At 43.4% G+C, this 24,443-nt stretch carries 18 protein-coding genes and 1 pseudogene; 13 read left to right on the top strand and 6 right to left on the bottom strand.

Annotated features, from left to right (window positions below):
• Nucleotides 1-12: 12 nt before the first annotated feature.
• Nucleotides 13-1,077 (bottom strand): aspartate phosphatase RapD, encoded by a 1,065-nt coding sequence (gene rapD / locus M0696_RS18470; RefSeq protein WP_166847394.1) that lies wholly within the window; start codon nt 1,075-1,077, stop codon nt 13-15.
• 191 nt (nt 1,078-1,268) lie between these two features.
• Between rapD and fabZ the strand changes: the two genes are divergently transcribed.
• Both fabZ and mscL read left to right on the top strand, forming a co-directional pair.
• Nucleotides 1,269-1,694 carry a 3-hydroxyacyl-ACP dehydratase FabZ gene (gene fabZ / locus M0696_RS18465; RefSeq protein WP_166847398.1) on the top strand — a complete coding sequence of 142 codons (426 nt, stop codon included), beginning with the start codon at nt 1,269-1,271 and terminating at the stop codon, nt 1,692-1,694.
• A gap of 73 nt (nt 1,695-1,767) precedes the next feature.
• Entirely contained in the window at nt 1,768-2,160 is a 393-nt protein-coding gene (gene mscL, locus M0696_RS18460) for a large conductance mechanosensitive channel protein MscL (RefSeq protein ID WP_222142184.1), read from the top strand.
• Between the two features lie 38 nt (nt 2,161-2,198).
• Here the strand turns inward: mscL and M0696_RS18455 are convergent, their stop codons facing one another.
• Nucleotides 2,199-3,164: a histidine kinase gene (locus tag M0696_RS18455; protein ID WP_248602787.1), complete on the bottom strand. Its 966-nt coding sequence runs from the start codon at nt 3,162-3,164 to the stop codon at nt 2,199-2,201.
• A gap of 225 nt (nt 3,165-3,389) precedes the next feature.
• A pseudogene (locus M0696_RS21175) lies at nt 3,390-4,070 on the bottom strand (sensor histidine kinase); the annotation flags it as partial.
• Between the two features lie 1,386 nt (nt 4,071-5,456).
• On the opposite strand from M0696_RS21175, the gene M0696_RS18445 reads away from it, so the two are divergent.
• The 3 genes from M0696_RS18445 (at nt 5,457) to M0696_RS18435 (ending at nt 13,553) form a co-directional block, all read left to right on the top strand.
• Nucleotides 5,457-6,533, top strand: a complete 1,077-nt coding sequence (locus tag M0696_RS18445; RefSeq protein WP_166847407.1) for a response regulator — start codon at nt 5,457-5,459, stop codon at nt 6,531-6,533.
• A 320-nt stretch (nt 6,534-6,853) separates the two neighbouring features.
• Nucleotides 6,854-12,817 (top strand): SpaA isopeptide-forming pilin-related protein, encoded by a 5,964-nt coding sequence (locus M0696_RS18440; protein WP_248602258.1) that lies wholly within the window; start codon nt 6,854-6,856, stop codon nt 12,815-12,817.
• 97 nt (nt 12,818-12,914) lie between these two features.
• Nucleotides 12,915-13,553 carry a class A sortase gene (locus M0696_RS18435; protein WP_222142181.1) on the top strand — a complete coding sequence of 213 codons (639 nt, stop codon included), beginning with the start codon at nt 12,915-12,917 and terminating at the stop codon, nt 13,551-13,553.
• A gap of 136 nt (nt 13,554-13,689) precedes the next feature.
• Here M0696_RS18435 and M0696_RS18430 read toward each other — a convergent pair whose 3' ends face one another.
• A complete protein-coding gene (locus M0696_RS18430; RefSeq protein ID WP_248602257.1) occupies nt 13,690-14,100 on the bottom strand; it encodes a YwpF-like family protein in 411 nt (136 codons plus the stop codon).
• 176 nt (nt 14,101-14,276) lie between these two features.
• Here M0696_RS18430 and ywpG point away from each other — a divergent pair, with 176 nt between their 5' ends.
• The 4 genes from ywpG (at nt 14,277) to M0696_RS18410 (ending at nt 16,934) form a co-directional block, all read left to right on the top strand.
• Complete coding sequence (ywpG, locus tag M0696_RS18425) at nt 14,277-14,660, top strand: DynA interaction protein YwpG (RefSeq protein ID WP_166847419.1); 384 nt, start codon at nt 14,277-14,279, stop codon at nt 14,658-14,660.
• Between the two features lie 76 nt (nt 14,661-14,736).
• The gene (gene ssbB / locus M0696_RS18420) at nt 14,737-15,078 is read left to right on the top strand and encodes a single-stranded DNA-binding protein SsbB (RefSeq protein ID WP_248602256.1); all 342 of its coding nucleotides are present in this window, start codon (nt 14,737-14,739) and stop codon (nt 15,076-15,078) included.
• A 216-nt stretch (nt 15,079-15,294) separates the two neighbouring features.
• Nucleotides 15,295-16,071, top strand: coding sequence for a transcriptional regulator GlcR (gene glcR / locus M0696_RS18415; RefSeq protein ID WP_248602255.1), 777 nt, complete (start codon nt 15,295-15,297; stop codon nt 16,069-16,071).
• 5 nt (nt 16,072-16,076) lie between these two features.
• On the top strand, nt 16,077-16,934 hold the full coding sequence (locus M0696_RS18410; RefSeq protein ID WP_248602254.1) for a Cof-type HAD-IIB family hydrolase: 858 nt from the start codon (nt 16,077-16,079) through the stop codon (nt 16,932-16,934).
• 128 nt (nt 16,935-17,062) lie between these two features.
• On the opposite strand, the gene M0696_RS18405 is transcribed toward M0696_RS18410, so the two are convergent.
• Nucleotides 17,063-19,831, bottom strand: a complete 2,769-nt coding sequence (locus tag M0696_RS18405; protein ID WP_248602253.1) for a DEAD/DEAH box helicase — start codon at nt 19,829-19,831, stop codon at nt 17,063-17,065.
• Entirely contained in the window at nt 19,818-21,428 is a 1,611-nt protein-coding gene (locus M0696_RS18400) for an SWIM zinc finger family protein (RefSeq protein ID WP_222142179.1), read from the bottom strand. Before M0696_RS18400 ends, M0696_RS18405 begins: the two co-directional genes overlap by 14 nt.
• A gap of 203 nt (nt 21,429-21,631) precedes the next feature.
• Here M0696_RS18400 and M0696_RS18395 point away from each other — a divergent pair, with 203 nt between their 5' ends.
• The 4 genes from M0696_RS18395 to M0696_RS18380 all read left to right on the top strand — a co-directional run bounded on the left by M0696_RS18395 (nt 21,632) and on the right by M0696_RS18380 (nt 24,273).
• Nucleotides 21,632-21,775 (top strand): YwzD family small protein, encoded by a 144-nt coding sequence (locus M0696_RS18395; protein ID WP_003221769.1) that lies wholly within the window; start codon nt 21,632-21,634, stop codon nt 21,773-21,775.
• 234 nt (nt 21,776-22,009) lie between these two features.
• The gene (gene tkmA / locus M0696_RS18390) at nt 22,010-22,756 is read left to right on the top strand and encodes a protein-tyrosine kinase activator TkmA (RefSeq protein WP_222142178.1); all 747 of its coding nucleotides are present in this window, start codon (nt 22,010-22,012) and stop codon (nt 22,754-22,756) included.
• The gene (locus tag M0696_RS18385; RefSeq protein WP_222142177.1) at nt 22,746-23,459 is read left to right on the top strand and encodes a CpsD/CapB family tyrosine-protein kinase; all 714 of its coding nucleotides are present in this window, start codon (nt 22,746-22,748) and stop codon (nt 23,457-23,459) included. Before tkmA ends, M0696_RS18385 begins: the two co-directional genes overlap by 11 nt.
• Nucleotides 23,460-23,508: 49 nt before the next feature.
• Nucleotides 23,509-24,273: a tyrosine-protein phosphatase gene (locus tag M0696_RS18380; RefSeq protein WP_222142176.1), complete on the top strand. Its 765-nt coding sequence runs from the start codon at nt 23,509-23,511 to the stop codon at nt 24,271-24,273.
• Nucleotides 24,274-24,443: the final 170 nt, after the last annotated feature.

Raw genomic sequence — 24,443 nt, 5'->3', positions numbered from 1 at the left:
GGGCGTTTTCAATCAGCCGCGCATGATAAAAAAAGCGGCTTTTTCGAAATCGTCCTTTTTTTTGTAGTATTCCGTGATATCTTCTAAAAGCACTTCCAAATCCACCCACGCTTCAATTTTTTCTAATTCAAGCACATATTCAAGCAGCTGATCATAGGGGTCTTCAACTGATGTATAGAGTGCTTCGAGCGTTTTTAATTTTAGATAAATGGTTTGAATGTCTACCTTTTCAGATAATTCTTTCCCTTTTTGCAGGACGGATTTGGCTTCCGTGACCTTCCCTGTTTTAAAAAGCGCTCTGACAGATTCGTATACACAATGCAGGTACGAGACGGGAGAATTCGTTTCAAACTCTTGATTCCTTAATACTTTTTTAAAGTAAAGAAGCGCTTCCTGGTCTTTTTTTTCGGTTGCCTTTAAAAAGCCAAGGTTATAATAAGCGTGGCATAGCAGGTTTTCGTCATGTAATTGCTGGGTTTTCCTAATGATTTCTTTGAAAAGCTGTTCAGCTTTTTCAAAGCGTTCTTGATCAATATAATTAACGGCGAGCAAAAGCTTACAGGTGATCACCTTTTTGATATAGCCGAATTGGTGTAGATAGATATGTAATGCTTTTTTGACGTATTGGATGGAAAGCGGCGGTGATTTCATTAAGTAATAGGCGCCAGCGGTTTGATAATATAAATCAGCGGCTTCAAACGTATTTTGAATGGCGGCCAGGTACTGTTCAGCTTTTTTAAAATGATTCACTGCATGTTTCGGAGCTGTTTTTACCATTTCATATAATCCTGAGAAAAAATACAGATAATATTTCAATTCGTCATCCATTTTGTCTTCCAGGCTGTATAGATCATCGAACAATGAATCAAGTCCGTTCTGGTTTTCAAATAGCAGCTGATGGCGGGCTTGAAACAATTGATAACGCATCCAAAGTTTTGTGTTCTTTTTGATCTTCGGAAGGTGCTGGTCAATTTTCTCTTTCAGTGTGCAAACGTGATTCATTTTGCGTTTGCTCATTGAGGAATACCACTCGTCTAACATGTTTTGCATCTTTTTTTCAATAAACTTCGAAATCATTTTCCTACCTCTTTGCTATTGGTAAAATCTATAATTATCATATCATAACTTTTGACGGCTCTCATTGACAGTTGGTTACATTTTAGCGCGGTTGAAAAAGAGATTAATTCATAATATACTTTTCAAATGTACAGATTGGATCTTTGATGATTGCTATACATACTAATGCAGATGAAGGAGATGTCAAGAGAATGCTTGATACTCAGCAAATTAAAGAAATTATCCCTCACCGTTATCCGTTTTTGCTTGTAGACCGGATTACGGAAGTTGAAGAGGGAAAACGGGCAAAAGGCTATAAAAATGTAACCGCAAATGAGGAGTTCTTTAACGGACATTTTCCTCAGTATCCGGTAATGCCCGGCGTATTAATTGTAGAAGCGCTTGCTCAAGTCGGTGCTGTTGCGATGCTGATTAAAGAAGAAAACCGCGGCAGACTGGCGTTCTTTGCGGGCATTGATAATTGCCGATTTAAAAAACAAGTCAAGCCTGGTGATCAGCTTCACCTTGAAGTTGAAATCACTCGTGCGCGCGGCACAATCGGGCGCGGAAAAGGCGTTGCCACAGTTGATGGCGAAGTCGCTTGCGAAGTCGAACTGACTTTTGCCCTCGGGGAATAAATGAAAAAAGGCAGATGGGCAGCGGCACATTTGTCTTTTTTTCTTTCAAAACATGAGAAAAGCAGGTGATTGTATGTGGAATGAATTTAAGGCTTTTGCCATGCGCGGGAATATCGTTGACCTCGCGATTGGTGTTGTAATAGGCGGCGCGTTTGGAAAGATCGTCACATCTCTAGTCAATGATATCATCATGCCTTTGGTGGGCTTGCTGCTGGGAGGGCTTGATTTTTCAGGCCTGTCGTTTACGTTTGGCGATGCTGTAGTGAAGTACGGCAGCTTTATACAGACGATTGTAAACTTCTTAATTATATCGTTCTCCATTTTTATTGTCATTCGGACTTTGAATGGATTGAGACGCAAAAAAGAAGCAGAAGAAGAGGCGGCGGAGGAAGCGATGGATGCGCAAGAGGAGCTGCTGAAAGAAATCAGAGATCTTCTGAAGCAGCAGACAAAGTCGCCGGAATAAAAAAGACTGCCGTTTTGAAACGGCGGCCTTTTTTATTTTCAATTCCTTTCACTTAATGCCGCGGGGCTTTCCGTTGTTTCAGCGAGATGAATGAGCATTGAAACAGAGGTGCCGGCATCCGGAGTGCTGCTAATCTTCAATTCACTTCCGCAAAAATGTTTCAGCCGCTGGTTGATATTTTTCAATCCGACGCTGCGATCGAAATCCGCAGATAAGAGATCTTCTCGTTTTTCCGGAGCTATGCCGGCACCGTTATCTTCTACTTTGATGTAATACTCATTCTCGCTTTGTTTTTTAGCTGTCAGCTTGACCCATCCTCCGCCTCTTTTCTTGCTGACGCCGTGAAGAACGGCATTTTCCACCAAGGGCTGAATCATTAAAGGAGGAAGGATAAAGTCAATGTCTTCTTCTATATCAAAAATGATGTCCAGCCGATCGCCGAAGCGTGTCTTTTCTATGGAAAGATAGGAACTGATAATAGAAAGCTCATGTTTGAATGAACTGATGGCAGATGTATTTTGGAAATCAAAACTCATTCTTAAATAGTTGGTAAATTCCTCTGTTACCTCCCGCGCTTTTTCAATATCCAAATGGCTGAGAGAAATGATCGTGTTTAATACATTGTAAAGAAAATGAGGTTTGATTTGCGATTGGAGAAATGCCATTTCCATTCTTGTGGCTTGATTTGCTGTATGTTTCATCATAATCAGGTTTTTGATACGCGCCATAAATTCAGAGTAATGATAAGGTTTTTGCAAAATGTCATTCGCTCCGGCATGAAAAGCCTTGTATTTGTCATGGCCGATAATGGCTGCTGTAATCATCAGAACGGGGAGATCAACCATGCTGAATCGTTCACGAATTTTCGTACAGACTTCGAAACCAGTCATATCCGGCATCATTAAGTCCAAAATAACCAAATCAAGCTTCGTGCAAGAGATGACTTTTAATGCTTCCTTTCCGTTTTTCACTGCGATTACATTGTAGGGCACACCTTCAAGCATATCGCCTAAAATTTTCAAACTGTCGATGTTATCGTCGACAATCAGAATAGTTGGCGCGTCAATTTTCTCAGAGTAATAAGGCGTGCTTAAAGAGATATTTGACATATCCATCCCGGATTGTAATTCAGGAAGGTCCTTCTTTGTTTCCGGCACAGATTCATTTTGAGCAGTTGGCAATGTGAAATGGAATGCCGAACCTTTTCCCTCTTCCGATTCAACCCAAATTTCCCCGTTTTGGAGCTGAACCAGCTGTTTGACAATGCTTAGGCCAAGACCGGCTCCGTCGTCTCTATTCGTTTCTGCTTGCTGAAAAGATTCAAAGATGGTTTGGCGATCGGCTTCGGAAATGCCGCTTCCGGTATCCGTTACTGTCACCTTAATCATGTTATCGTTCAGTTTTGAAGCAGAGAGTGTGATTTGGCCCTCCGTTGTATACTTGATTGCATTGTCTACTAGATTGGTTACAATTTGCCGAAAGCGATTTTCATCTGTGAGTGCCAAAGGGAGGCCGGGTGGAATATGGTTCATAATGTTCAAGTTTTTATGTCTGGACAAGAGATTGTAAAAATTCATTTCCGAACAGATTAAAGTGTAAATATCAACAGGAACGGGGTGAATCTGAAGCATGCCTTGCTTTATTTTTTCTAAATCCAGAATGTCATTCACGAGATTGGAAAGCCTGTAGCCCATGCGGATGACAAGCTGCATATTTTCTTTCTCTTGTTCTATTGTTCTTTTTCCTTTGCCGGCCAGCAGCGTCTGGCATATATTAATAATGCTGTTCAGCGGCGTTTTGAATTCATGCGATGTTTTGGCAATAAACTCATCCTTTAGCCGGTCAATTCGAAGCAATTTCCATGACAGCACTTCATTTTCGCGGAAAGCGCCGGCAAATTGCTGTGCCATCAAAAGAACGATCGCCAGTAAAGCGATGACTGTTGGCAGTGAGTAGATCGAATTAAAGGAAAAAGCCGACTTCCCACTGTAAGCTGAAATGGTTGTTAAAATAACAAAAGCACTCATTGAAATAGATGCGATTGTAAGATACAGGCTTCCTTCCATTTTGCGGATCGCGGCAATTGTGAAAATATATGTGATATAAACCAGGGTCGAAACGGCTAGCACAGAATGTAATATGTATGAAGCATGGCCGATAAAACCCACAGTTGAAAAATCTGTGATCAGGACCAGCACAGAAGAAACAGTGGCTATGAGAATAAAACGTTTTGAAACAATCTTCCGATAAGCAAAATAGAGATAGAGAAAAACCGCTATACTGACAAACACTGTAGAGATTGCCCTCATTGAATTTAGCAATGAAAATGAAATTGACGGATAGAGGAGAAATATAATCCGCTCTTTTCCGATCATAACAATAATGAACGAAAACAGGAGACACATAACTGAAAAAAACAACAAATGTTTATCCTTTTTTCTTTGCAGGAAAAAGCCCAGAAAATATAATCCTGTAATGAAAAATGCCGTAATCATGACCGAATCATTCAGGAAGGAAATTTTGTTTTCCCGCAATATTTGGTCCTGAGTTCCAAAGGTAATCGGCTTTGCGATTCCCCACCCCGGCGTTTTTTCGAAGTTCGAAAATTGTACGACAAGTTCATTATCACCCTTATGAAGCGTAAAAAAGCTCGTATAGGGTCTATTTTGCGCTGTAAAATCAGGTTTATTTGTAGGGCTGCCGCTTTGTCCAATAAGTTGTCCGTTAAAATAGATGCGATTTGCGCTGTAAATAAACGACGTGCTTATCCCGAAAACCTGATTGTCTTGCTTTGATCTGATCGTCAGCTTGTACGTTCCGTAATCCACGTTGATACCTTGCTTGGCCACCTTCACATTGCTGGGGACATCAACGAAGAGGGAATCTTTTCCTTTCACAGAAGCAATCTCTTCTGGCGACAGTATCTGATTTGGATATAATGTCCACGTTCCGTTCAGTTGAACATTCCCATCCTTCTGAAAATCCCAGTTCTCCAAGTCCATGACTCCACGCTTTGCTGCAGGAAGTGTTGATCCAGAAAAATGGTCAACGGCTATAAAAGCCAAAAAGAATGCGGCATAACCGAAAATAATTGAAACGAAAATGAGTTTTTCTTTCATATCAGTGCTCCTTTATCCATAGGATCATTCTAAATTTCTATTTTTTATAAATATTGTAAGTGTAAACTTTCAAAAACTATAGATAGAAAGAAAAAGAATCCAGATAAAGGGACAATTTGGCATGATATAATAGAAGTTATTTACTATCTCGATTTTTCATATAGGGTGTGATGTTTTGTGAAAGCGTTAATTGTTGATGATGAGCACCTGGCCTTGCTTCACTTTAAAAATATGCTTGAACGGACAAAAGCATTTCAATCTATTATGGCGTATCAAGATCCGATTGAAGCCCTGGAACATCCAGAGATTCCTGCTGTAGATGCAGTGTTTCTTGATATTGAAATGCCGGGGGTAAACGGCATTGAGCTTGCTGAAGCGATTCAATCGATGAATGAAAACATCCAAGTCGTTTTCATCACGGCATATAATGAGTTCGCTATCAAAGCGTTTGAGCTGAATGCCATTGATTATTTGCTGAAGCCTGTAAATTATAAGCGGCTCGAGACAACTGTTGAACGAATCAGAACGAATAACATGCTCAGAGCATCTGCAGAAAATACCGAGGCGCATTTTTTCATCCAATGTTCTGGAAACCTGCAGTTTTATCAAACCTTAAAGGGTGTCAAAACAAACATTCCAGTCAAGTGGAGAACGTCGAAAGCACGCGAAATATACTCATTTTTACTTCACAACCTAGGCCGTGTGGTCAGTAAAGACATGCTAATCGATCTTTTTTGGGCCGATTATGATGTAACAAAAGCAAGCACCCAGCTCTACTCAACCATTTATCAGATACGGAAATTACTCAGCCAGATTCCTTTCAGCCAAACAATCGAGAAGACCGATACAGGATATATTCTTCGGCTTTCAGGCGCAAAAATCGATGTTGCTGAATGGGAAAAGTCACTAAAAGAGGCTCCTCCGCTCAACACAGCTACATTACATCTGCACATGGATATATTCATGGCCTATCAAAATCATTACTTGTTAGAGCATGGTTATTTGTGGGCAGAACCGGAAAAGACACGTCTCGCCCAGCTTTGGCTTGGAAAGGCTTATGAACTGATCGATTTCCTCATTCGTGAAATGAACGATCACCAAGCGTTGGATATTTGCCTGCAGGCCGAGAAAATTGAGCCTTGCGATCATAAAATTATGCAATACAAGCTACAGCTATTCAACAAAAACGGGAGGGTAGAAGAGGCGATAAAAGAATATCAGCGTTACAAACAAATGAAAGATCAGATTAATTGAAGAAGCAAAAAAACTTATCCAAACCAGTGTGTGTCGATTGCCTATCGATGCACACTGTTTTTTTTGTACAAGCCACTTAAAGAGAAGGCTCTCGTCATATGTCTCCGCTTGAAACTTCAAATCTCCAATTCATTCATTTTTTAGTTGTACAGAATCTGTATAGTTCCATTTCATACAATGTAGTTTGGTTCGGATGGCAAATCTTAGTTTTTACATTCATTCGGCATTAACAGTTCATTTTGGGGGATGAGACATGACTTTATGGTCTCGCGGATCAATCGGCAAGTGAAAAAATAGATATGAAAGGGAGGAATGAAAAGTTGAGAACAAGGAGTTTTCCCTTAGGGCTGAAAAAAAGCGGGCGAATCGTTATGATCATAAGCCTGGCCATCTTTTTCTTCTTCAGCCAGATCGCAAGCTATACTCTTACAGCACAGGCTGTTGACGTAACGTCAAGTGACAGCCAATTCTTCGATTCGGTGACGGTCAAGGAGGGCAATGACAAGATTGTTGACGGGTCAAAAGGAAATGAACCGGCATTAACGCCGGGGGATGAAGTGACACTGACATATGAATGGTCATTAAAAAAAGATAAAGACGCAGAAAGCGAACAAGATATCAATGTGGAGATACCTAAAAGCTTTACATTTGATAAAGGTGCAGAAGGTGAGATCAAATCTGCTGATCAGGTCATCGGCACCTATCAAGTGCCAGCGGGCAGCAGCACTCTGACGGTGAAATTAAAAAGTACAACCGCGGATTCCCCTGATGCCAAGGGAGCCATTACACTGTCAGCTACGTTTACCGCAGATGTGAAAGACGATGAACATACAGTAGCAGCCCTTTTTCAACTGGGGGGAGGCAAAACCCAGCAGGTGATCATCCCTGTTAAGAAAGATGAGACACCAGATGCCGAGGCGGAAGAGCCAAAAAACGACTCTTCTGAAACTGCGGGTGATCAGGAAGGGACAGATGACAAATCTATACCTTCAGTCAGCAAGGAGCAAAAAGAGGAAGAACAACAGCCATCAGCCGACTCTAAGAGCAGCGACTCCTCTAAGAGTGATGATTCCAAAAAAGTGTCATCCTCAAGTCAATCAGCTTCCAAAAGCTTGCACACTGAAGAAAAACAAATCACCCAACATATTTTAACCGGCGTGACACTGACGGATGAAAACGGGGAGCCATATGACAAGAGCAATCGCGCCAGCACAAAAGCTCCGGTGAAAATTTCAATTGATTGGGCCATTCCTGACGATTTAGGAAAAACAATCAATGCCGGCGATACGTATGAATTTGATTTGCCTAAAGAATTTATTATGCATAATGACATTGTGAACCTGCCATTAAGAGCCGGAGACACCACATACGGGACATTTTCTATTGATACGAACGGACATGTGGTGATGACATTTAACGGCGAGGTAAAAGAAACTTCTAATGTCAAAGGCACATTGGTTATCAATACGCAGTTCAACGAGAAAAAAATAACGGGTTCGACAACACAAAAGATTCCATTCCCTGTGAATTCCGATACTCCTGAGACAACGGTTTATTTTAAACCGAATGTGAGTAAAACCATTGATAAATCAGGTGCTCTGGATAAAGGCATCAACCCCGGCAAAGTAACATGGACGGTCGATGTCAATAAAAAATTAGATCAAGTCAAGAATGCTAAACTCACAGAAAGCCTCCCGGATGGCTTAATCTACCGTTCAGTTAAAGTGTATGAACTCAATGTGAACATTGATGGTTCTGTAAGCAGAGGAAATGAAGTTTCTTCCGGCTATAGCGTTGATTCAAAAGGAAATGTCACATTTAACGGGACAATTGATTCAGCCTACCGCCTTGTGTACGAAACCGACATTGACAATAGCGCAAAGCCGAGCCAGGGCGGAAATGTGACGCTGACGAACAAGGCAGCATTCAGTGGAGACAATCTGGAACAAATTTCTGCAGAAGCCACTGTTACGGCCAAATATGGAAAAATGATCGCAAAATCATCTACCGGCTATAATGGAGAATCTCAAACATTCAGCTGGGCTATTGCATATAACTACGGTGAGAAACAGATCGACCAATCCAAGGCCAGCATTAAGGATTCTTTTGGAACTGGCGATTTGCAACTCGTGAAAGACTCTTTGAAGGTTGTTCCTATTATGTTTGGGCAGAACGGCAGCGAACAGGCGGGAACACCTTTAAAGGAAGGCGAGGACTACACACTCACCGATAATGGAAACGGCTTTGAAGTCAAATTTAACAAAACGGTTACCGGCGCTTACAAAATCACATATCAAACAAAGGTTAAGAGCGGAGTGATCATTGATAAATCTACAACATACACCAACAGCGCGGTGACTGGGACAGGGGATTCAAAAGAAGCTTCTGGAATCGCCATTCAACAGAACCTCATCAAAGGGTATTCAAACGTAGATTATGAGAAGAAGACGGTTGATTGGACGATTACAGTTAATAAAAATAAATACTTGATGAACAATTGGACTTTGGATGATCAATTTGAAAGCGGCGGAATGGTTCTGCTTGATGAATCGTTCAAGCTTCAAGACATAACGAACAACAAAACATTGCAGAAAGACAAAGACTACACGTTAACAAAAAAACCGGATCATAAAGGCTTTACTTTGGCATTGATCGGGAATTATGCAAAAACAGACAGTCAATTTAAGATCACTTATACGACAACATTCAATGCCGATTATTCTAACGAAAGCGTTAAGAATACAGCTCAGTCGACATGGACTGATCAATACGGCAATGACCGCACGAATAAGGTATCAAGCGGTTTTACGCCGAATCATCAGACTACAAACAATGGATTCAAAAACGGGTCATACAACGCAGTTTCAAAGGAAATCACGTGGAAAATCGGCGTCAATTATAATGGTGAGCCGACGAAAAACCCTTATATCAAAGATGCCATAACAGATCCTCAGCAATTTGTGCCGGGTTCCGTTGTGGTAAAGAGCTATACGATCAATAAAAATGGCTCCATCACAGAAGGAGACGCTCTTGACCCTTCCAAGTATGAGGTCGAAGAGCCTTCAGCGAACAATGAACGCACTCTGACTGTACACCTTAAAACGGGCGATTCTGTGCCATACTTGATTGAGTTTAAGACATCGCTCAAAGGAAAGGTCATTGATCAGAATCAGTACACTAACAAAGCGACCTACCATAATGACGGTTATGCAGATCGCACCTTGACGGGATCTGTCTCCGTTGTGAACGGAGGAAACCTGATTTTCAAAGGCGGAAAGCAAAATGGAAACTATATCGATTGGAACATTAACGTCAACTCCAGCCAATCAACGCTGGATGATGTAAAAGTTACTGACACGCCGGATGAAAATCAAATACTAGATGCAGATTCTTTTAAAGTATATCAAGCAAAATATGATGAAAACGGTGTGGTCAAAGACAGTAGCGGAAATCTGACCGCGGGCGATGTCGAGCTTCAAAAAGACAAAGATTACACGTTAGATATCAAAACAAACAATACAACAGGTGAACAATCGTTTATCCTGACATTCATAGGCAGCTATAAGCAAATTGACCGTGCCTATGTGATCAAATACCGGTCTCTGATTAACATAGCCGGAACGAACGGCCACGTTAAAAATAAGGTGTCCATTTCAGGAACAAATGTGAAGGAGCAGACTCAGGAAAACAGCAGCTCAATCTTTGTTGCCATTTCAAGCGGCGACGGTTCTGGATCCGGTGAAAAAGGCAGCCTGACGATCTTTAAAACAGGTGAGGACGATAAAGCTCTAGAGGGCGCAGACTTTCAATTATGGTCTGAAGACGCCAAGCAGCTTCTGCGTACAGGTACGACAGATGCTGGCGGGAAGCTTACATTCGGAAATATCCGCTACGGTTCTTACGTATTAAAAGAAGTAAAAGCGCCTGACGGATATACCATCAGCGATGCTTATGCAAAAGGAGTCTCTGTTAAGATAGACAGCAATTCCTCTAAGACAGGAGCGCTGTACAAAGTCGTAAATCAACAGAACCAGGTGACGCTTATCAAACAAGACGAACAAAATAAACCTTTAGCTGGTGCTGTTTTCAAGCTGGAGAAAAAGTTAAATGACGGCACCTATACTCTCATACGAACAGACATAAAATCAGATAAAAACGGAAAAGTGGAAATGAACGGCTTGCCGGCGGGCTACTATCGCTTGACAGAGACACAAGCTCCTGCAGGCTTTATCGTAAATACAAAAGCGATTCACTTCTCAATCGCAAAGAATGAAAAGAATCAAGTGTCTGACGTTAATTTAGGAAAAATGACCAACTACCAAGGAAAAGTCTCTTTGACGAAGGAAAATCCTGAGGGCCAGAAACTTGAAGGCGCAGTATTCAACATTGTCGATCAGGATGGAAATACCATTCAAGAGGGGCTGACCTCGAATAAGGACGGAAAAATAGAGGCTTCGGGCCTTGCACCGGGACGCTATGCTTTTGTTGAAACGAAAGCGCCAGCCGGCTATGTGCTGAACACGGAGAAAAAAGAATTTACAATTTCAGAATCAGCAGCAGGAAAGCCTGAAGCGACAGATGCCGGGATTGCCGTGAACGATAAAGGCTCTGTTGAGCTGACGAAGGAAGATGGAGATGGCCAGAAGCTTGAAGGAGCCGTCTTTAGGATTATCGATCAGGATGGAAATACGGTTCAAGAAGAGCTATCATCAGATAAAAACGGGAAAGTTACAGTTTCAGGCCTTGCGCCGGGACACTATGCCTTTGTTGAAACGAAAGCACCAACCGGCTATGTGTTAAACACGGAGAAAAAAGAGTTTACGATTTCTGATTCCGCAGCAGGAAAACCGTTGCCGGTGGATGCTGGGATCGCAATTAACCATAAAGGCTCTGCTCAGTTGACGAAGGAAAATGCTGAGGGCCAAAAACTTGAAGGGGCAGTCTTTAAAATCATTGACCAAGAAGGAAATACGGTTCAAGAAGAGCTGACTTCCGATAAAGACGGGAACATCACAGCTTCAGGCCTTGCGCCTGGCCGCTACGCCTTTGTTGAAACAAAAGCGCCAGCTGGTTATGTGTTAAACACAGAGAAAAAAGAGTTTACCATTTCTGAATCAGCAGCAGGAAAGCCAGAACCTGCTGAAGCCGGGATTATCGTGAATGATAAAGGATCGGTTCAGCTGACGAAGGAAGATCAAGATGGAAAAGGCTTAGCCGGCGCAGTGTTTAAAATTACTGACAGCAATGGGGAAACAGTGAGAGATGATCTAGTCTCAAAAGAAGACGGCAAAATTGAAGTTGACGGGTTAGCACCGGGAAGCTATCAATTTGTTGAAAAACAGGCGCCAGATGGATATCTTTTATCCGAAAAAACAGTGTCATTCACCATTAAAGCTGAATATAGCGGCAAACCTGAACAAGTGAAAGTGACAGCGGTTAATACCAAGAACCTTGTTGTTCTCACCAAAGTGGATCAGTATGATAAAAATAAAGTTCTGCAGGGCGCGGAGTTCGATCTGACAGATGCCAACGGAAAAGTGCTGAAATCCGGCTTGACTACCGATGACAAAGGACAGATCATGGTGCACGGCCTCAAAGCTGGCGAATATCAGTTTGTCGAAACAAAAGCGCCTAAGGATTATCATTTGGATCAAACACCTATATCATTCAAGATCACAAATACTGACACGAAGCCAGTCAAAATCACCGCGGAAAACATATTGGCACCAGGTGACGTGAAAGTGACCAAAGTGGATCAAGACGATAAAGCGAAAGTTTTGGAGGGCGCTGAATTCAAGTTATTGGACGCAAGCGGCAATCCCGTAAAAACTGACGGCTATGGTAAAGAACTGTCTGAACTCTGGAAAACAGATAAACAGGGGCAGTTCACAGTAAAAGGCCTTGCGCCGGGAAGCTATCAATTGATTGAAACAAAGGCACCAGAAGGTTACAAACTGGATGAAACACCGATTGAATTCACAATAGAAAAAGGACAGCCAAAAGCTGTCGAGATCGTGGTTTCTAATCAGAAAGTAAAAACGCCAACGCCTGACAAACATGACAAACCTGATAAACCAGTGCCGGGTGGAGACGTGAAGGATGACGGAGATCACTCGAAAACCAATGGTACAGATGACAGCTCGAATGGCCAGTCGAACACAGACAAAACCCTTCCGAAAACCGGAGATACAGACAGCATGCTGACAGCCATGATTGGTATTCTGCTGCTTATGGCAGGCGGAGGCTTAGCTGTTGCCTCAAGAAAGAAGCAAAGAAAGGGATAAATAGGGAAGCACCTGATCATTAAAGAATCGATCAGGTGCTTTTTTAAAAATGACACAGCGCAATTTAGAATGAAACATAAGAAAGGAACTTTTTTGCATGTACAAGAAAATGATCATTACGATGTTCATTCTTTTAGGACTGCTGCTTATCTGTTCTCCTTTTTTGAAAGGAGGAATCATAGCCTATCTTAGCAAAAGCCAGAATGGGTCGGCATTAACTGTGGAGCAGCTGAAAAAAAATAATGAGAAAGATGCTGCTTTTGAATTTGACTCAATCGAGCCGCCTGATTTGATAGAAGCAATAAAGGCTGGATTTGATCACGATCAGAAATCGATCATCGGACGGATAACCATTAAAAGTGTCGATCTGGAGCTTCCGATCCTAAAAGGCACTACCAACGAAAATCTTCTGATCGGAGCCGCAACAATGAGGCCGAATCAGAAAATGGGCGAGGGGAATTATCCGTTGGCAGGCCATCATTTGAAGCAAGAGAGTCTGCTTTTTGGACCTCTTGAAAACATAAAAACAGGTGCTCAAATAGTCATTACTGACTTTAAAAAAGACTATATTTATTCTGTGTCATCTAAAGAAATCATATCGGAAATGGATGCAAAGGTGATTGAGGAGACAAACGAAAAGGAAATTACGTTAATCACATGTGACAAGGCAGCCGAAACCGAAGGGCGCCTTGTTGTTAAAGGGAAATTGGTTGATTCTTTTGGCCATACAAATTAAATATGCAAGAGTGAAAGCACGAAAAGCTGCCGTTTTAAAACGGCAGCCTTTTTAATGTAGAACATATTTATTCAAAATGTCTTTTATGACGCTCTTCGCTTCTGTACCGGTTTCGGGGGACCATGTACCCTCATTTTTATATTTTTTGCTTAAATGCCTCAATGAGTTTTGTTCCTGTATAGCCCTCTTTTACAAGAGACTCCAGAATGGTCTCAGTGCCTTGCTGTTTTCTTGTGACCATTTGTCCGTAGATTAAAACCTGCATGCTTTCCTCCAGCTTGACGATATTTTTTACTGCCGCTGTCAGCTGGGCGGGGCGATTGCTTTTTTTCGTGATCGTTACAAATACTTTGGCTTCAGTTTTGCTGTTTTGAAGCTGTTCAAAAAAAGACAGGTGTTCTTTCGCTACAAGCGCTTCAATCAGCCAGTGATTTTCACCGTCTTCTTTATTTATAATCAGTCCGTCAATAAGGGGAAACTGTTCAATTGATTTTTCTTCCTTGTCCACTCGTTCCACATTTAAGTCAACCAGTTTAAAGGTCTTCATTTCTTTTCTCACCCCGATTACTTCCAAAGATTTCTTGCCTTTCATTATAACATAAACGTTTTAGAGGAAAAAATGCTGCAATGCTGGGGATGAAGGATTTAGTAATGGTGAAACATTTAATAATTTCTATTTTTTCATTATACTGTAACTGACTATGGATTACGGAGAGATGTGGTATGAATCAATTTCGTTTAAAAGAAATTTATATTGACGGCACTCCTTCTGAAAACCGTTTGGTTTCAAAGGAAGTAACATATATGTTAAGCCGCAAAGAAGTGTTTGAGGTTCATCTGAACAAAAAAGGAAGGATAAGCTTTTTATACGAAACGCAAGACGGCATGGAGCAGTATAAAATTGAGCTGTCTATGCCGGAAAAAAAACTGAGCTTTCAGTGGTTTGCATGGGATGGCTCTTCCTATGTGTGTATGAATACGCAAAATTGGTTGACAAAGCAAATATTTTTCAGGTTTTTAAAAAGTACATATTTCTTTAAAGGGAAAAAACAAAAGATGTTTTTAGCTGAAGGAAAAATGAAAACAAAAGACAAAAACAGAGGCTGAAAGTCATTTTTAAGCGTTTTTCTTTTCTCATTGCATCATCTACAATACATTTAACCGCAAGGAGAGGAGGAATCGCATGTTCAATCAGGTCATGCTTGTCGGACGTCTTACAAAAGATCCTGAGCTTCGCTACACTTCCTCCGGGGCGGCAGTCGCACACGTAACGCTCGCGGTAAACCGCAGCTTCAAAAATGCTTCAGGTGAAATCGAGGCCGATTACGTCAATTGCACGCTTTGGAGAAAAACAGCTGAAAACACGGCGTTGTATTGCCAAAAAGGTTCTCTCGTCGGCGTAAGCGGACGGATTCAGACAAGAAGCTATGAAAACGCAGGCGGCGTTATCGTCTATGTAACGGAAGTATTGGCTGATACTGTTCGTTTTATGGACCCTAAACCCCGGGAAAAAGCTGCCGATTGACATCCCCCTGATCCTCCCGTTTTCTATCCATTCACGATTATCCGGATCTCCGCATCATCCCCACAAAATTGACCAGTCGACCAGACTGGTTTTTCTTTTTAGGAAAAATTGGTCCTTTTGATGCATTTTTGCTTAAATTCACTTAATAATGTTGAATGTGATTCGGTGAAAACTTATAATTACTTAAAGATGATTGAAAAGTAAAGGAATGAGGGCGTGTACCAAGAGGAAAGATTAGTAGCGATTTTGGATTTTTTAAAACAGCATAACCGAATTACAACGGAGCAGATCTGTACGCTCCTACAGGTATCAAGGGATACAGCCAGACGGGATCTTGTGAAGCTGGAAGAACAGAATGCCATCATCCGTACAAGAGGCGGTGCCATTTTGCCGACTGTGCATCAGAAAATCCAAAGTTATTCCGGCCGCCTGAAAACAGTGTCCGAGGAAAAAAACAAGATCGGCAGGCTTGCCGCATCGGTCATTCATGATGGTGACCGGGTGATTTTGGATGCTTCTACAACCGTTCAGGCATGTGCGAAGCACTTGAATGCGAATGATTGTACGGTGATCACCAACTCGATTAATCTCGCGGAAGTGCTGTCCGATAAAGAGGGAATTGAAATCTATCTGCTTGGAGGCAAGCTGGAAAAGGAGCACCGGTTTCTGTACGGCGCCTCTGTGATTGAAAAGCTCTCAAGCTATCACGTCGATAAAGCGCTGATCGGTGTGGTCGGCATTTCCGAACATGGCATTACAATTGCGCATGAGGAAGATGGCTTGGTAAAGCGAAAAATGATTCAGCAGGCAAAGCAGGTGATCGCGCTTGCAGATCATTCGAAGCTGGGGAGCACCAGTTTTTATCAGTATGCGGAGCTGAGTGAAATCGATCTCTTGATCACAGACAGGCTGCCGAATCAGGCGTTTTGTGACTTGCTTGACCGTAATGGTGTGGAACTTCTCGTGACAGAGCAGGATGAAGGAAAGGACTGACAAACGTGAAATTGATTGCGATTGACTTAGATGGAACCTTACTCAACAGCAGGCATCAGGTAAGCTTGGAAAATGAAAACGCGCTGCGGCAGGCGCAGCGGGACGGTATTGAAGTGGTGGTGTCAACTGGGCGCGCTCATTTTGACGTCGAATCAATCTTTAAGCCGCTTGGGATCAAAACGTGGGTCATCAGCGCAAACGGCGCCGTCATTCACGATCCTGACGGCAGGCTTTATCATCAGGAAACCATTGATAAACAGCGGGCATATGACATTCTTTCATGGCTTGAGTCGGAAAACTATTATTACGAGGTATTCACAGAATCAGCCATTTATACGTCGCAAAACGGAAAGGAGCTTCTTGATGTTGAGCTGGACCGATTCAGAAGCGCGAATCCGAAAGCGGATCTTTCTGTCCTTATGCAGGCGGCCGAGGTGCAATACAGCCAATCAGGCTTCTCTTACATTGACTCGTTTCACGAGCTGTTTGAGGCTGATCAGCAGATCGACTTTTATAATATTCTCGGCTTTTCCTTCTTCAAAGAGAAGCTTGAGGCAGGCTGGAACAGATATGAGCATGCTGAAGATTTGACGCTTGTCAGTTCGGCTGAGCATAACTTTGAGCTTTCTGCCCGCAAAGCTTCCAAGGGGCAGGCGCTGGAGAGGCTTGCGGAACGGCTGAATATTCCCATAGAAGAAACAGCGGCTGTTGGTGACAGCTTAAATGACAAATCGATGCTGGAGGCGGCGGGAAAAGGTGTAGCGATGGGCAATGCGCGAGAAGATATCAAAGCGATGGCCGACGCTGTAACCTTGACCAATGACGAACACGGCGTCGCACATATGATTAAAAATTTGCTGTAGGTTTATATGCTGCATCAAAAGTGCATCCTGTTGATAACCGGCGTAACGGATTCATTGGAAATTCGGCGTGACGGCTATGAACGGAAAAAAGCTGGCTCATACAAAGAGCCAGCTTTTTTAGGTCATGATCATCGCGCTGAGGCGCTTAATGTAAACAATTCTTCGAGTTCCTGCGTGGAAAGCTCGGTAATCCAGTTTTCACTTTGGATTATTTGGTCGTTCAGGGTTTGTTTCGATTCGAGCATAACATCGATTTTTTCTTCGATTGTTCCCGTTGTAATCATTTTATGAACGTGGACAAAGCGCTCCTGGCCAATGCGGTATGCCCGGTCAGTCGCCTGGTTTTCAACGGCCGGATTCCACCATCTGTCATAATGGATGACGTGATTGGCGGCGGTCAAATTAAGTCCGGTGCCTCCAGCTTTGAGTGAAAGAATGAGTGTCGGGTATTCTTTCTTCTGAAATCTTTCAACGAGTGAATCCCGCTCTTGCTTGGAGAGGCTCCCGTTTAAAAATTGCACAGGTTCACCGAACGATTTTTCAAGCAGCCTTTTCATCATGTTCCCCATCTGAATATATTGCGTGAAAATAAGGCAGCTTTCGTTTTGCGCGCGGATCGCTGTCATGAGTTCCAGCAATTTTTCGAGCTTGACTGATCTGCCGGCCAGCAGCTCGGTTTGATCCTCTTTTAAATAGAGTGCGGGATGATCGCATATTTGCTTGAGCCGTCCGAGCATGCTGAGAATCAGCGCTTTTCGCTGCATGCCGGTCAGTGACGTCATATGGTCAAATGTATCTTTGACAAGCTGCTCATAAAGTGATGCCTGTTCGGCTGAAAGCGGGATAAATTCTTTTTCCTCCAGCTTCTCAGGAAGATTAAGCGCGACCTCCTCATCCCGCTTCGTCCGCCGCAGAAGGAACGGGCGGATTAATTGCTGAAGCTGTCCGATGATCTTTTCGTCCCGGTCTTTTTCAATCGGCAGCACATAGCGTTTGTGGAAGCCGGTCAGACTGCCAAGGTAGCCTTTATTCATGAAGTCAAAAATGGACCACAGTTCAGTTAAGCGATTTTCCATTGGCGTGCCGCTCAGCGCGATATGGTGAAGCCCTTTCAGCTTTCTGATTGCACGTGATTGCTTCGTATGCGCGTTTTTAATATTTTGCGCTTCATCCAGGCAAATTGTGTTCCATGTCACAGAAGACAGCTCTTCCGAATCGGCATGCGATAATCCGTATGAAGTGAGTACCACATCTGCGTTTTCGTAATGTGCGGCGAAATCATCACCTTTTGGACGGCGCGGCCCATAATGGAGCGAGACAGACAAATCAGGAGCAAAGGTTTGAAGCTCCCGCTGCCAGTTGCCGAGTACGGATGTAGGCGCGATAATCAAATTCGGCGTTTTTTGCCGGCCGCTTTCCTTCACGTGTAAGAAATAGGCGATCATTTGAATCGTTTTCCCAAGACCCATATCGTCAGCCAGACAGGCGCCAAAACCGCTTTCCCGCAGAAACAGCAGCCAGTTCATGCCGTATTTCTGATAAGGGCGGAGCGTCCCTTGGAAAGAAGGGCTGACTTCGTGCTCCGGCAGGTTTTCCGCGGCCGTAAGCTTCCGAATCAGTGACCTGAGCTGTTTGGAAAGATCAAATTGAATGCCGGCAAAAGCGGATGTATCAATCAGATCTGAATCTTCTAGCCCGCCTTCCCCCTGATCCATTAGTTCGCGCGCCAGAATATCGGACATGTGGAGTCCTTCTGATTCCGCTTTTTCCATCAGGCGTTTCATCTGTTTGATAAACTGCGGATCTATTTTTACCCATTGCCCGCGAATATTAACGAGGCGCCTGTTGCTGGCGACAAGCTCATTAAATTCAGCCTCTGTCAGCTCAATTCCATTTGTCGCAAACCGCCAGTTGAAATCAAGCAGCGCATTCATGCCGACAAATGACTCTCCGCGCGGGGCGGACGACACCTTTGCCTTCAGCATCATGCTGCTGTCTCTGACGATTTGCCACCAGGACGGCAGGAGAATTTCAACGCCCATATCGACAAGCGTCTCACTCGCTTCTGACAGGAAGATCCAGGCTTCTTCCTCAGAGATCAGCGTTGTTCCGGAGTCAAATGACAGCCACGGAACCGTTCTGTGAAAGCGGTCCTGCTCACGCGCGATTTTATCACTGTACGCCTGCCACGATTTTTTGAGGCTCTTCAGCCCATCAAAGAATTCAACAGCACCGCTCTTTTTATCGCGCAAAAACATCTCGATTTTCCAATCGTCTCCGTCGAAGTCTGGCTCATTTAAGCGCAGACCGACTGTAAATGGAGATTGATCGTCAATCCAGCCGATCCCTTCAAGAAAATCCTCTTCATCGAGGAAATGTCCGCGGAATGTCGTGACCGCAGGCGATTTCTCCTTAATGTGTTCCCATTTCTCCCGCAGGTCATCGTCGTATTGGATGTAATCCTGCACTGCAGCGGAAAACCAATCCGCAGTAAAACCATCTAGTATATTGTCGCGGTCCTTCCAGCGGAAAACACCGTTTGTCCATGCTTCATAGTCAGGCAGAAAATCGCCGTCTGCGATAAATTCATAGATGGTCGATGCCGCCTCGATCAGCGGCTCCGTTTCTTCTGTAAGCTGCACGGAGCTGAATGAGTTGAACGAGTTTTTGCCGAGAAGCTCTACAGTCATCCATGGAGAAAGCAGAACGGCGGTTGTCCCGATAAAGCTGACATCCTCAAGAAAGGTTCCGTAAAATGAGGATTCGTGCCATTGGAACAAATGCCTTTTCATATGGCTGTAGGGAAGGGGCTGCTCATTCTCATCAAAGGCTGAGAGCGTAAATGACCCATCTTCCATTTGTTCGACGTGGATGAGAATTTCTTTAAGACTCGCCATCAATCAACTTTCCTTTCTGCAGTTCTTCTTGAAGTGCGCGCAGGCGCTTGTAATGCGAGCTCAGCTGCTGAATATACCGCTCCCATACCTTCAGTTTTTTTGCTTTTCTGTACAGGGTGCGCAGTTTTTTCAAATACCGGGCGGCTTCCTTGTACGAGCTGCGGTTCTTCTGATCGATAAAAAAGGCCACTTCTCTGTGGTAAGCCGGGATTAGCGCCTCTGGATCGCTCGCTGCAATTTCCTTCAGCATCATTTTATCCATTTCATAGATGGAAAAGCCGACAAGGCTGTGAATTTCGATCCACTCGGCGTACCGTTTTTTCTCATATAAATGATGGCTGTATTCTGTGAACGTATACGGCAGACAGCCCGCAGCATAGCGTTCAAACAGCGCTTGGTCATTGGTTTGCTTTACATAGGCATTCAGCAGAAGGAACAGCTCGCTGATCACGTCGCGAATCTCTTTAAACGGCTTATCCAGTTTCGTATAATCCATCGCAATCGGTTCAATCCGCTGATACCATGTTTTCAGCCGTTTCCAATCCTTCTTGGCAGTGATTTCACTCAGCCACTGAAACGTATACGGCAGCGCTTCCGGCGGGAATTGATCAGCTTCCGCAAAAATAACGTCATCATTTTTCTGCAGGAATTCCAAATGCAGGCGCCCGAATTGCAATTCAGGGGAAAAACGCCGTCCGGCTTCTTTTTTCAAAATCTCCTGTTCGCGCGCCACCCATTTTGGCCGCGACAGCAGGGCGCTCCAAATTTCACCGAAGATGCGGATGCGTTCATATTGAAAAATATCTTCTTTCAACAGCAAATTTCGGATAACTTCCGGTGTTTTTTCCAAAAATGGATCAAGTGCAAATGACAGCGCGTATGTCTTTAATTTATCAATAGAGCTGTAGATTGTATCCATCAGCTGTTCAACGTACGGATTGAGGGAATAAAAGTCTTGCTCGGGGTTCAGCTTGCCCGCTTCAATCAATGTGAACATCCGAAGCCATACCGCAATCGCGGAATGAATCTGGTACAGGCTTTTCAGCTCTGGCTTGTTCGGCGTGTGCTTTTTTAAAGCAGACAGGTAGCCGTAATAGAGGCCCTGCATGTTTTGGCTGCCTTCCGGCGTGCGCGCCTGCCAGAGAGAAAACTCTGAATCAAAAAAAGCAAGCCAGCTTGAAAGCGATTCTTCATTAGGCAGCACCTTTTCCTGAAACTGGCGGCGGACGAGCTCTTTGCTTTCCTCAATCTTTTCCCTCTCCAGCCAATACTCTGTAAAAGTACCCACTCGCTCGAACATTGCATATACATATAAAAAAACAGCCAGCATATGGCGGCAGATTCTTCCGGACGGACATGAACAGCCGCTTTTGACTATAACAAACAAGTTCAATGTGACCCGCACAGGCACAACATCCTGCACAAAAGCCGTAACTTCCGTCGGACTCACTGCTTGTAAACGATAGACTGAATCCTGCCGATATAAAATAAGGGCTTTTTTGATCAGCTGAACATTTTCCTCATTGTAAGGAAGAAGTTCTTTCAACTGTTCAGCAGATGCCAGCACATCGTCTTTGGAAATCATATTCTGAAGCATGATTATCGCTCCTAACCGAGTCACGTAATAAAAAGATCCAATTTCTCTATTATATCGCAACACATCGGCCTGAAAAAGTTTTTCCTAAAAAAGGACATAAAAAATGGGATGTGTCGAATGATGTATTAGAGATTGCAAATTGATAACCGGCATCATATAATAATCGTGTTTTCAACTTAATGGAAGCTGAAAGGAACAAAAAGATGAGTGAAAAGAAATTGAATCAAGAGGAATTTCTGAAAATTTTGATGCATGCACATGAAATTGGTGAGCGGTCATCTGAGATGACGACGAAGGAAATGCTTGAAAATTTGATTTCTCATATTAAAAATGGATATGCAACATAAGAATCCCGCACGCTTTTAGCGGGATTTTTTTAATGCGTGAATACGTGACTGCCTGATTGGGAGAAAAAGAGGCAGCTTTGTCTAGATAGTAAATACAGCGCTTACATAAAGAGCCGCAACATAACGTTTTGTAAAAAAATGTCGAACAATGTCACGTGAAAAGCTGGAGAAATGCGGTTTCTACGTTGTATAATCGTAAATGGAAAAGGATGTTATAAGAGATTTGGAGGTATCATGGGAGAATCTACTAGCTTAAAAGAGATATTATCAACGTTAACAAAACGCATACTTTTGATTATGATTGTAACCGCAGCTGCCACTGCTGCCGGCGGACTCATCAGTTTCTTCGCACTTACACCCATCTATGAAAATTCAACTCAGATTCTGGTCAATCAATCGAAAAACGACCGAAAAGAAGTCCAATTTAACGATGTCCAAACCAATCTTCAGTTAATCAATACGTACAACGTCATCATTAAGAGCCCTGCCATCTTAGACGAAGTCATTAAAGAAATGGGCCTGTCGATGACATCGCAAGAGCTGAATGACAAAATTACCGTATCCAGCGAACAGGACTCCCAAGTGGTCAACATATCAGTCAGGGATGAAAACGCGGAAACAGCGGCTCATATTGCCAATACCATCGCATCTGTCTTTCAAGACAAAATCACATCCATTATGAATGTTGACAACGTCAGCATTCTGTCAAAAGCCGAGGTTTCAGGACATCCGTCACCTGTATCGCCAAAGCCGCTTTTAAACATTGCCATCGCGTTTGCGGCCGGATTGGCGGGAAGCATCGGACTGGCCTTCTTGCTTGAGCATTTGGATAATACGATCAAATCGGAAGAGCAGCTCGAATCCTTGCTGGATATACCGGTTTTAGGGACGGTTTCCACCATTGCGAATGAGCAGAAATCAGCGAAGAGCTTACACGGTATCCAAACTGAAAAAGCGGGGAGTGGACATTTTGGCGCTTAGAAAAAGCAGAGGCTGGATGCGCAGGAATGTCATAGCGATGACAGAGCCGAAATCCTTGAACTCTGAACAATATCGAACGATTCGTACGAATATAGAATTTGCTTCAGTGGACCGCCAAATGAAATCAGTGGTGATCACATCGGCTTGCCCCGGAGAAGGAAAATCAACGACGGCCGCTAACCTGGCTGTCGTATTTGCCCAACAGGGAAAAAAGGTGCTCCTGATTGATGCTGATTTGCGAAAGCCAACAGTACATACGGCCTTTCAACTTGAAAATATGATTGGCTTAACATCTGTTTTATTAAAGAAAAGCTCATTGGAACAGGCTGTACAAGCCTCAAATGAAAAATATCTTAATGTGCTGACGAGCGGCCCGATCCCGCCGAACCCGGCTGAGCTTCTTTCCTCGAAGTGGATGAAGGAGCTTGCAGAAGAAGCATGTGCGGCATATGATATGGTCATTTTTGATACGCCGCCTATTCTTGCCGTAGCGGATGCGCAAATTTTAGGAAACGTAGCAGACGGTTCTGTTCTGGTTATTTCAAGCGGGAAAACAGAAAAGGAACAAGCCGCAAAAGCGAAAGAGGCACTTGAATTGTGCAAAAGCAAGCTCCTCGGGGCGATTATGAACGGCAAAAAGCTTTCGAAGCACTCTGAATACGGATATTACGGAAAAAAGGAAAATTTCATGCAAAATAAATAACGTGCAGCTTGCCCGTTATTTATTTTTGCGAAAAAAGGGGGGCTAAATCATGATAGATATTCACTGTCACATTCTTCCGGCAATGGATGACGGGGCAAGCGATTCAGCCGAGAGTATAGAAATGGCAAGGGCTGCTGTTCATCAGGGAATCCGGACCATCATTGCGACACCGCATCATAAGAATGGTGTGTATGAAAACAATTCAGCCTCAGTCAGAGAAGCGGCAAATCAATTAAACAAACGTTTAATCAAAGAAGACATCCCTTTAACCGTGCTTCCGGGGCAGGAAATCAGAATCTACGGCGATTTGGAACGAGACCTTGCTGAACGGCAGCTGCTTTCGCTTAATGATACAAAATACATCCTGGTTGAGTTTCCGTTTGATCAGGTTCCCCGATATGCGGAACAGCTTTTTTATGATTTGCAGCTGAAAGGATATATTCCGGTTATCGCCCATCCTGAACGCAACAGGGAAATTCGCGAAAACCCGTCCTTGCTGTATCATCTTGTGGAAAAAGGAGCGGCATCTCAAATGACTTCGGGAAGTCTTGCGGGTACTTTCGGAAAACAGATGAAAGCATTTTCTCTCCGGCTGGCTGAAGCCAATTTGATTCATTTCGTAGCCTCAGATGCTCATAATCTGAAAACGAGAGACTTTCGTTGCCAGGAAGCCCTGCATGTTCTGGAGAAAGAATTCGGTCCGGAATTTCCTTATGTGCTGACGGAAAACGCCGAGCTTCTCCTTCAGAATCAGGCGATCTACAGGCAGCCTCCGAAACCGGTCAAAAGAAGAAAACTATTCGGGCTCTTTTAAACAGCCGGTTCTCATTTCACCACTTTCTTTCTGAGAGCGATATAATAGTATATTGTATGATTGAATCACATTTCAGAAATCTGTACAGGCTGTACCCGACAGGCTATGCGGGAGATCATCCGCATTCATGATAGGATGTTCTCATACGATAATATGAAAGCTGCAAAGCA

Origin of the sequence: Bacillus rugosus (assembly GCF_023238245.1) — a bacterium.
Classification (GTDB): domain Bacteria; phylum Bacillota; class Bacilli; order Bacillales; family Bacillaceae; genus Bacillus; species Bacillus rugosus.
Note: the sequence above shows the minus strand (reverse complement) of the source record. Positions and strands in the feature narration are given on the sequence as shown.

What these genes read in the sequence shown, in the direction of transcription:
- M0696_RS18430 (WP_248602257.1), bottom strand. Translation starts at nt 14,100, where the DNA reads ATGAAGACCTTTAAACTGGTTGACTTAAATGTGGAACGAGTGGACAAG.
- tkmA (WP_222142178.1), top strand. Translation starts at nt 22,010, where the DNA reads ATGGGAGAATCTACTAGCTTAAAAGAGATATTATCAACGTTAACAAAA.
- M0696_RS18380 (WP_222142176.1), top strand. Translation starts at nt 23,509, where the DNA reads ATGATAGATATTCACTGTCACATTCTTCCGGCAATGGATGACGGGGCA.
- mscL (WP_222142184.1), top strand. Translation starts at nt 1,768, where the DNA reads ATGTGGAATGAATTTAAGGCTTTTGCCATGCGCGGGAATATCGTTGAC.
- ywpG (WP_166847419.1), top strand. Translation starts at nt 14,277, where the DNA reads ATGAATCAATTTCGTTTAAAAGAAATTTATATTGACGGCACTCCTTCT.
- M0696_RS18435 (WP_222142181.1), top strand. Translation starts at nt 12,915, where the DNA reads ATGTACAAGAAAATGATCATTACGATGTTCATTCTTTTAGGACTGCTG.
- M0696_RS18395 (WP_003221769.1), top strand. Translation starts at nt 21,632, where the DNA reads ATGAGTGAAAAGAAATTGAATCAAGAGGAATTTCTGAAAATTTTGATG.
- ssbB (WP_248602256.1), top strand. Translation starts at nt 14,737, where the DNA reads ATGTTCAATCAGGTCATGCTTGTCGGACGTCTTACAAAAGATCCTGAG.
- fabZ (WP_166847398.1), top strand. Translation starts at nt 1,269, where the DNA reads ATGCTTGATACTCAGCAAATTAAAGAAATTATCCCTCACCGTTATCCG.
- rapD (WP_166847394.1), bottom strand. Translation starts at nt 1,077, where the DNA reads ATGATTTCGAAGTTTATTGAAAAAAAGATGCAAAACATGTTAGACGAG.
- M0696_RS18455 (WP_248602787.1), bottom strand. Translation starts at nt 3,164, where the DNA reads ATGCTTGAAGGTGTGCCCTACAATGTAATCGCAGTGAAAAACGGAAAG.
- M0696_RS18405 (WP_248602253.1), bottom strand. Translation starts at nt 19,831, where the DNA reads ATGGCGAGTCTTAAAGAAATTCTCATCCACGTCGAACAAATGGAAGAT.
- M0696_RS18400 (WP_222142179.1), bottom strand. Translation starts at nt 21,428, where the DNA reads ATGCTTCAGAATATGATTTCCAAAGACGATGTGCTGGCATCTGCTGAA.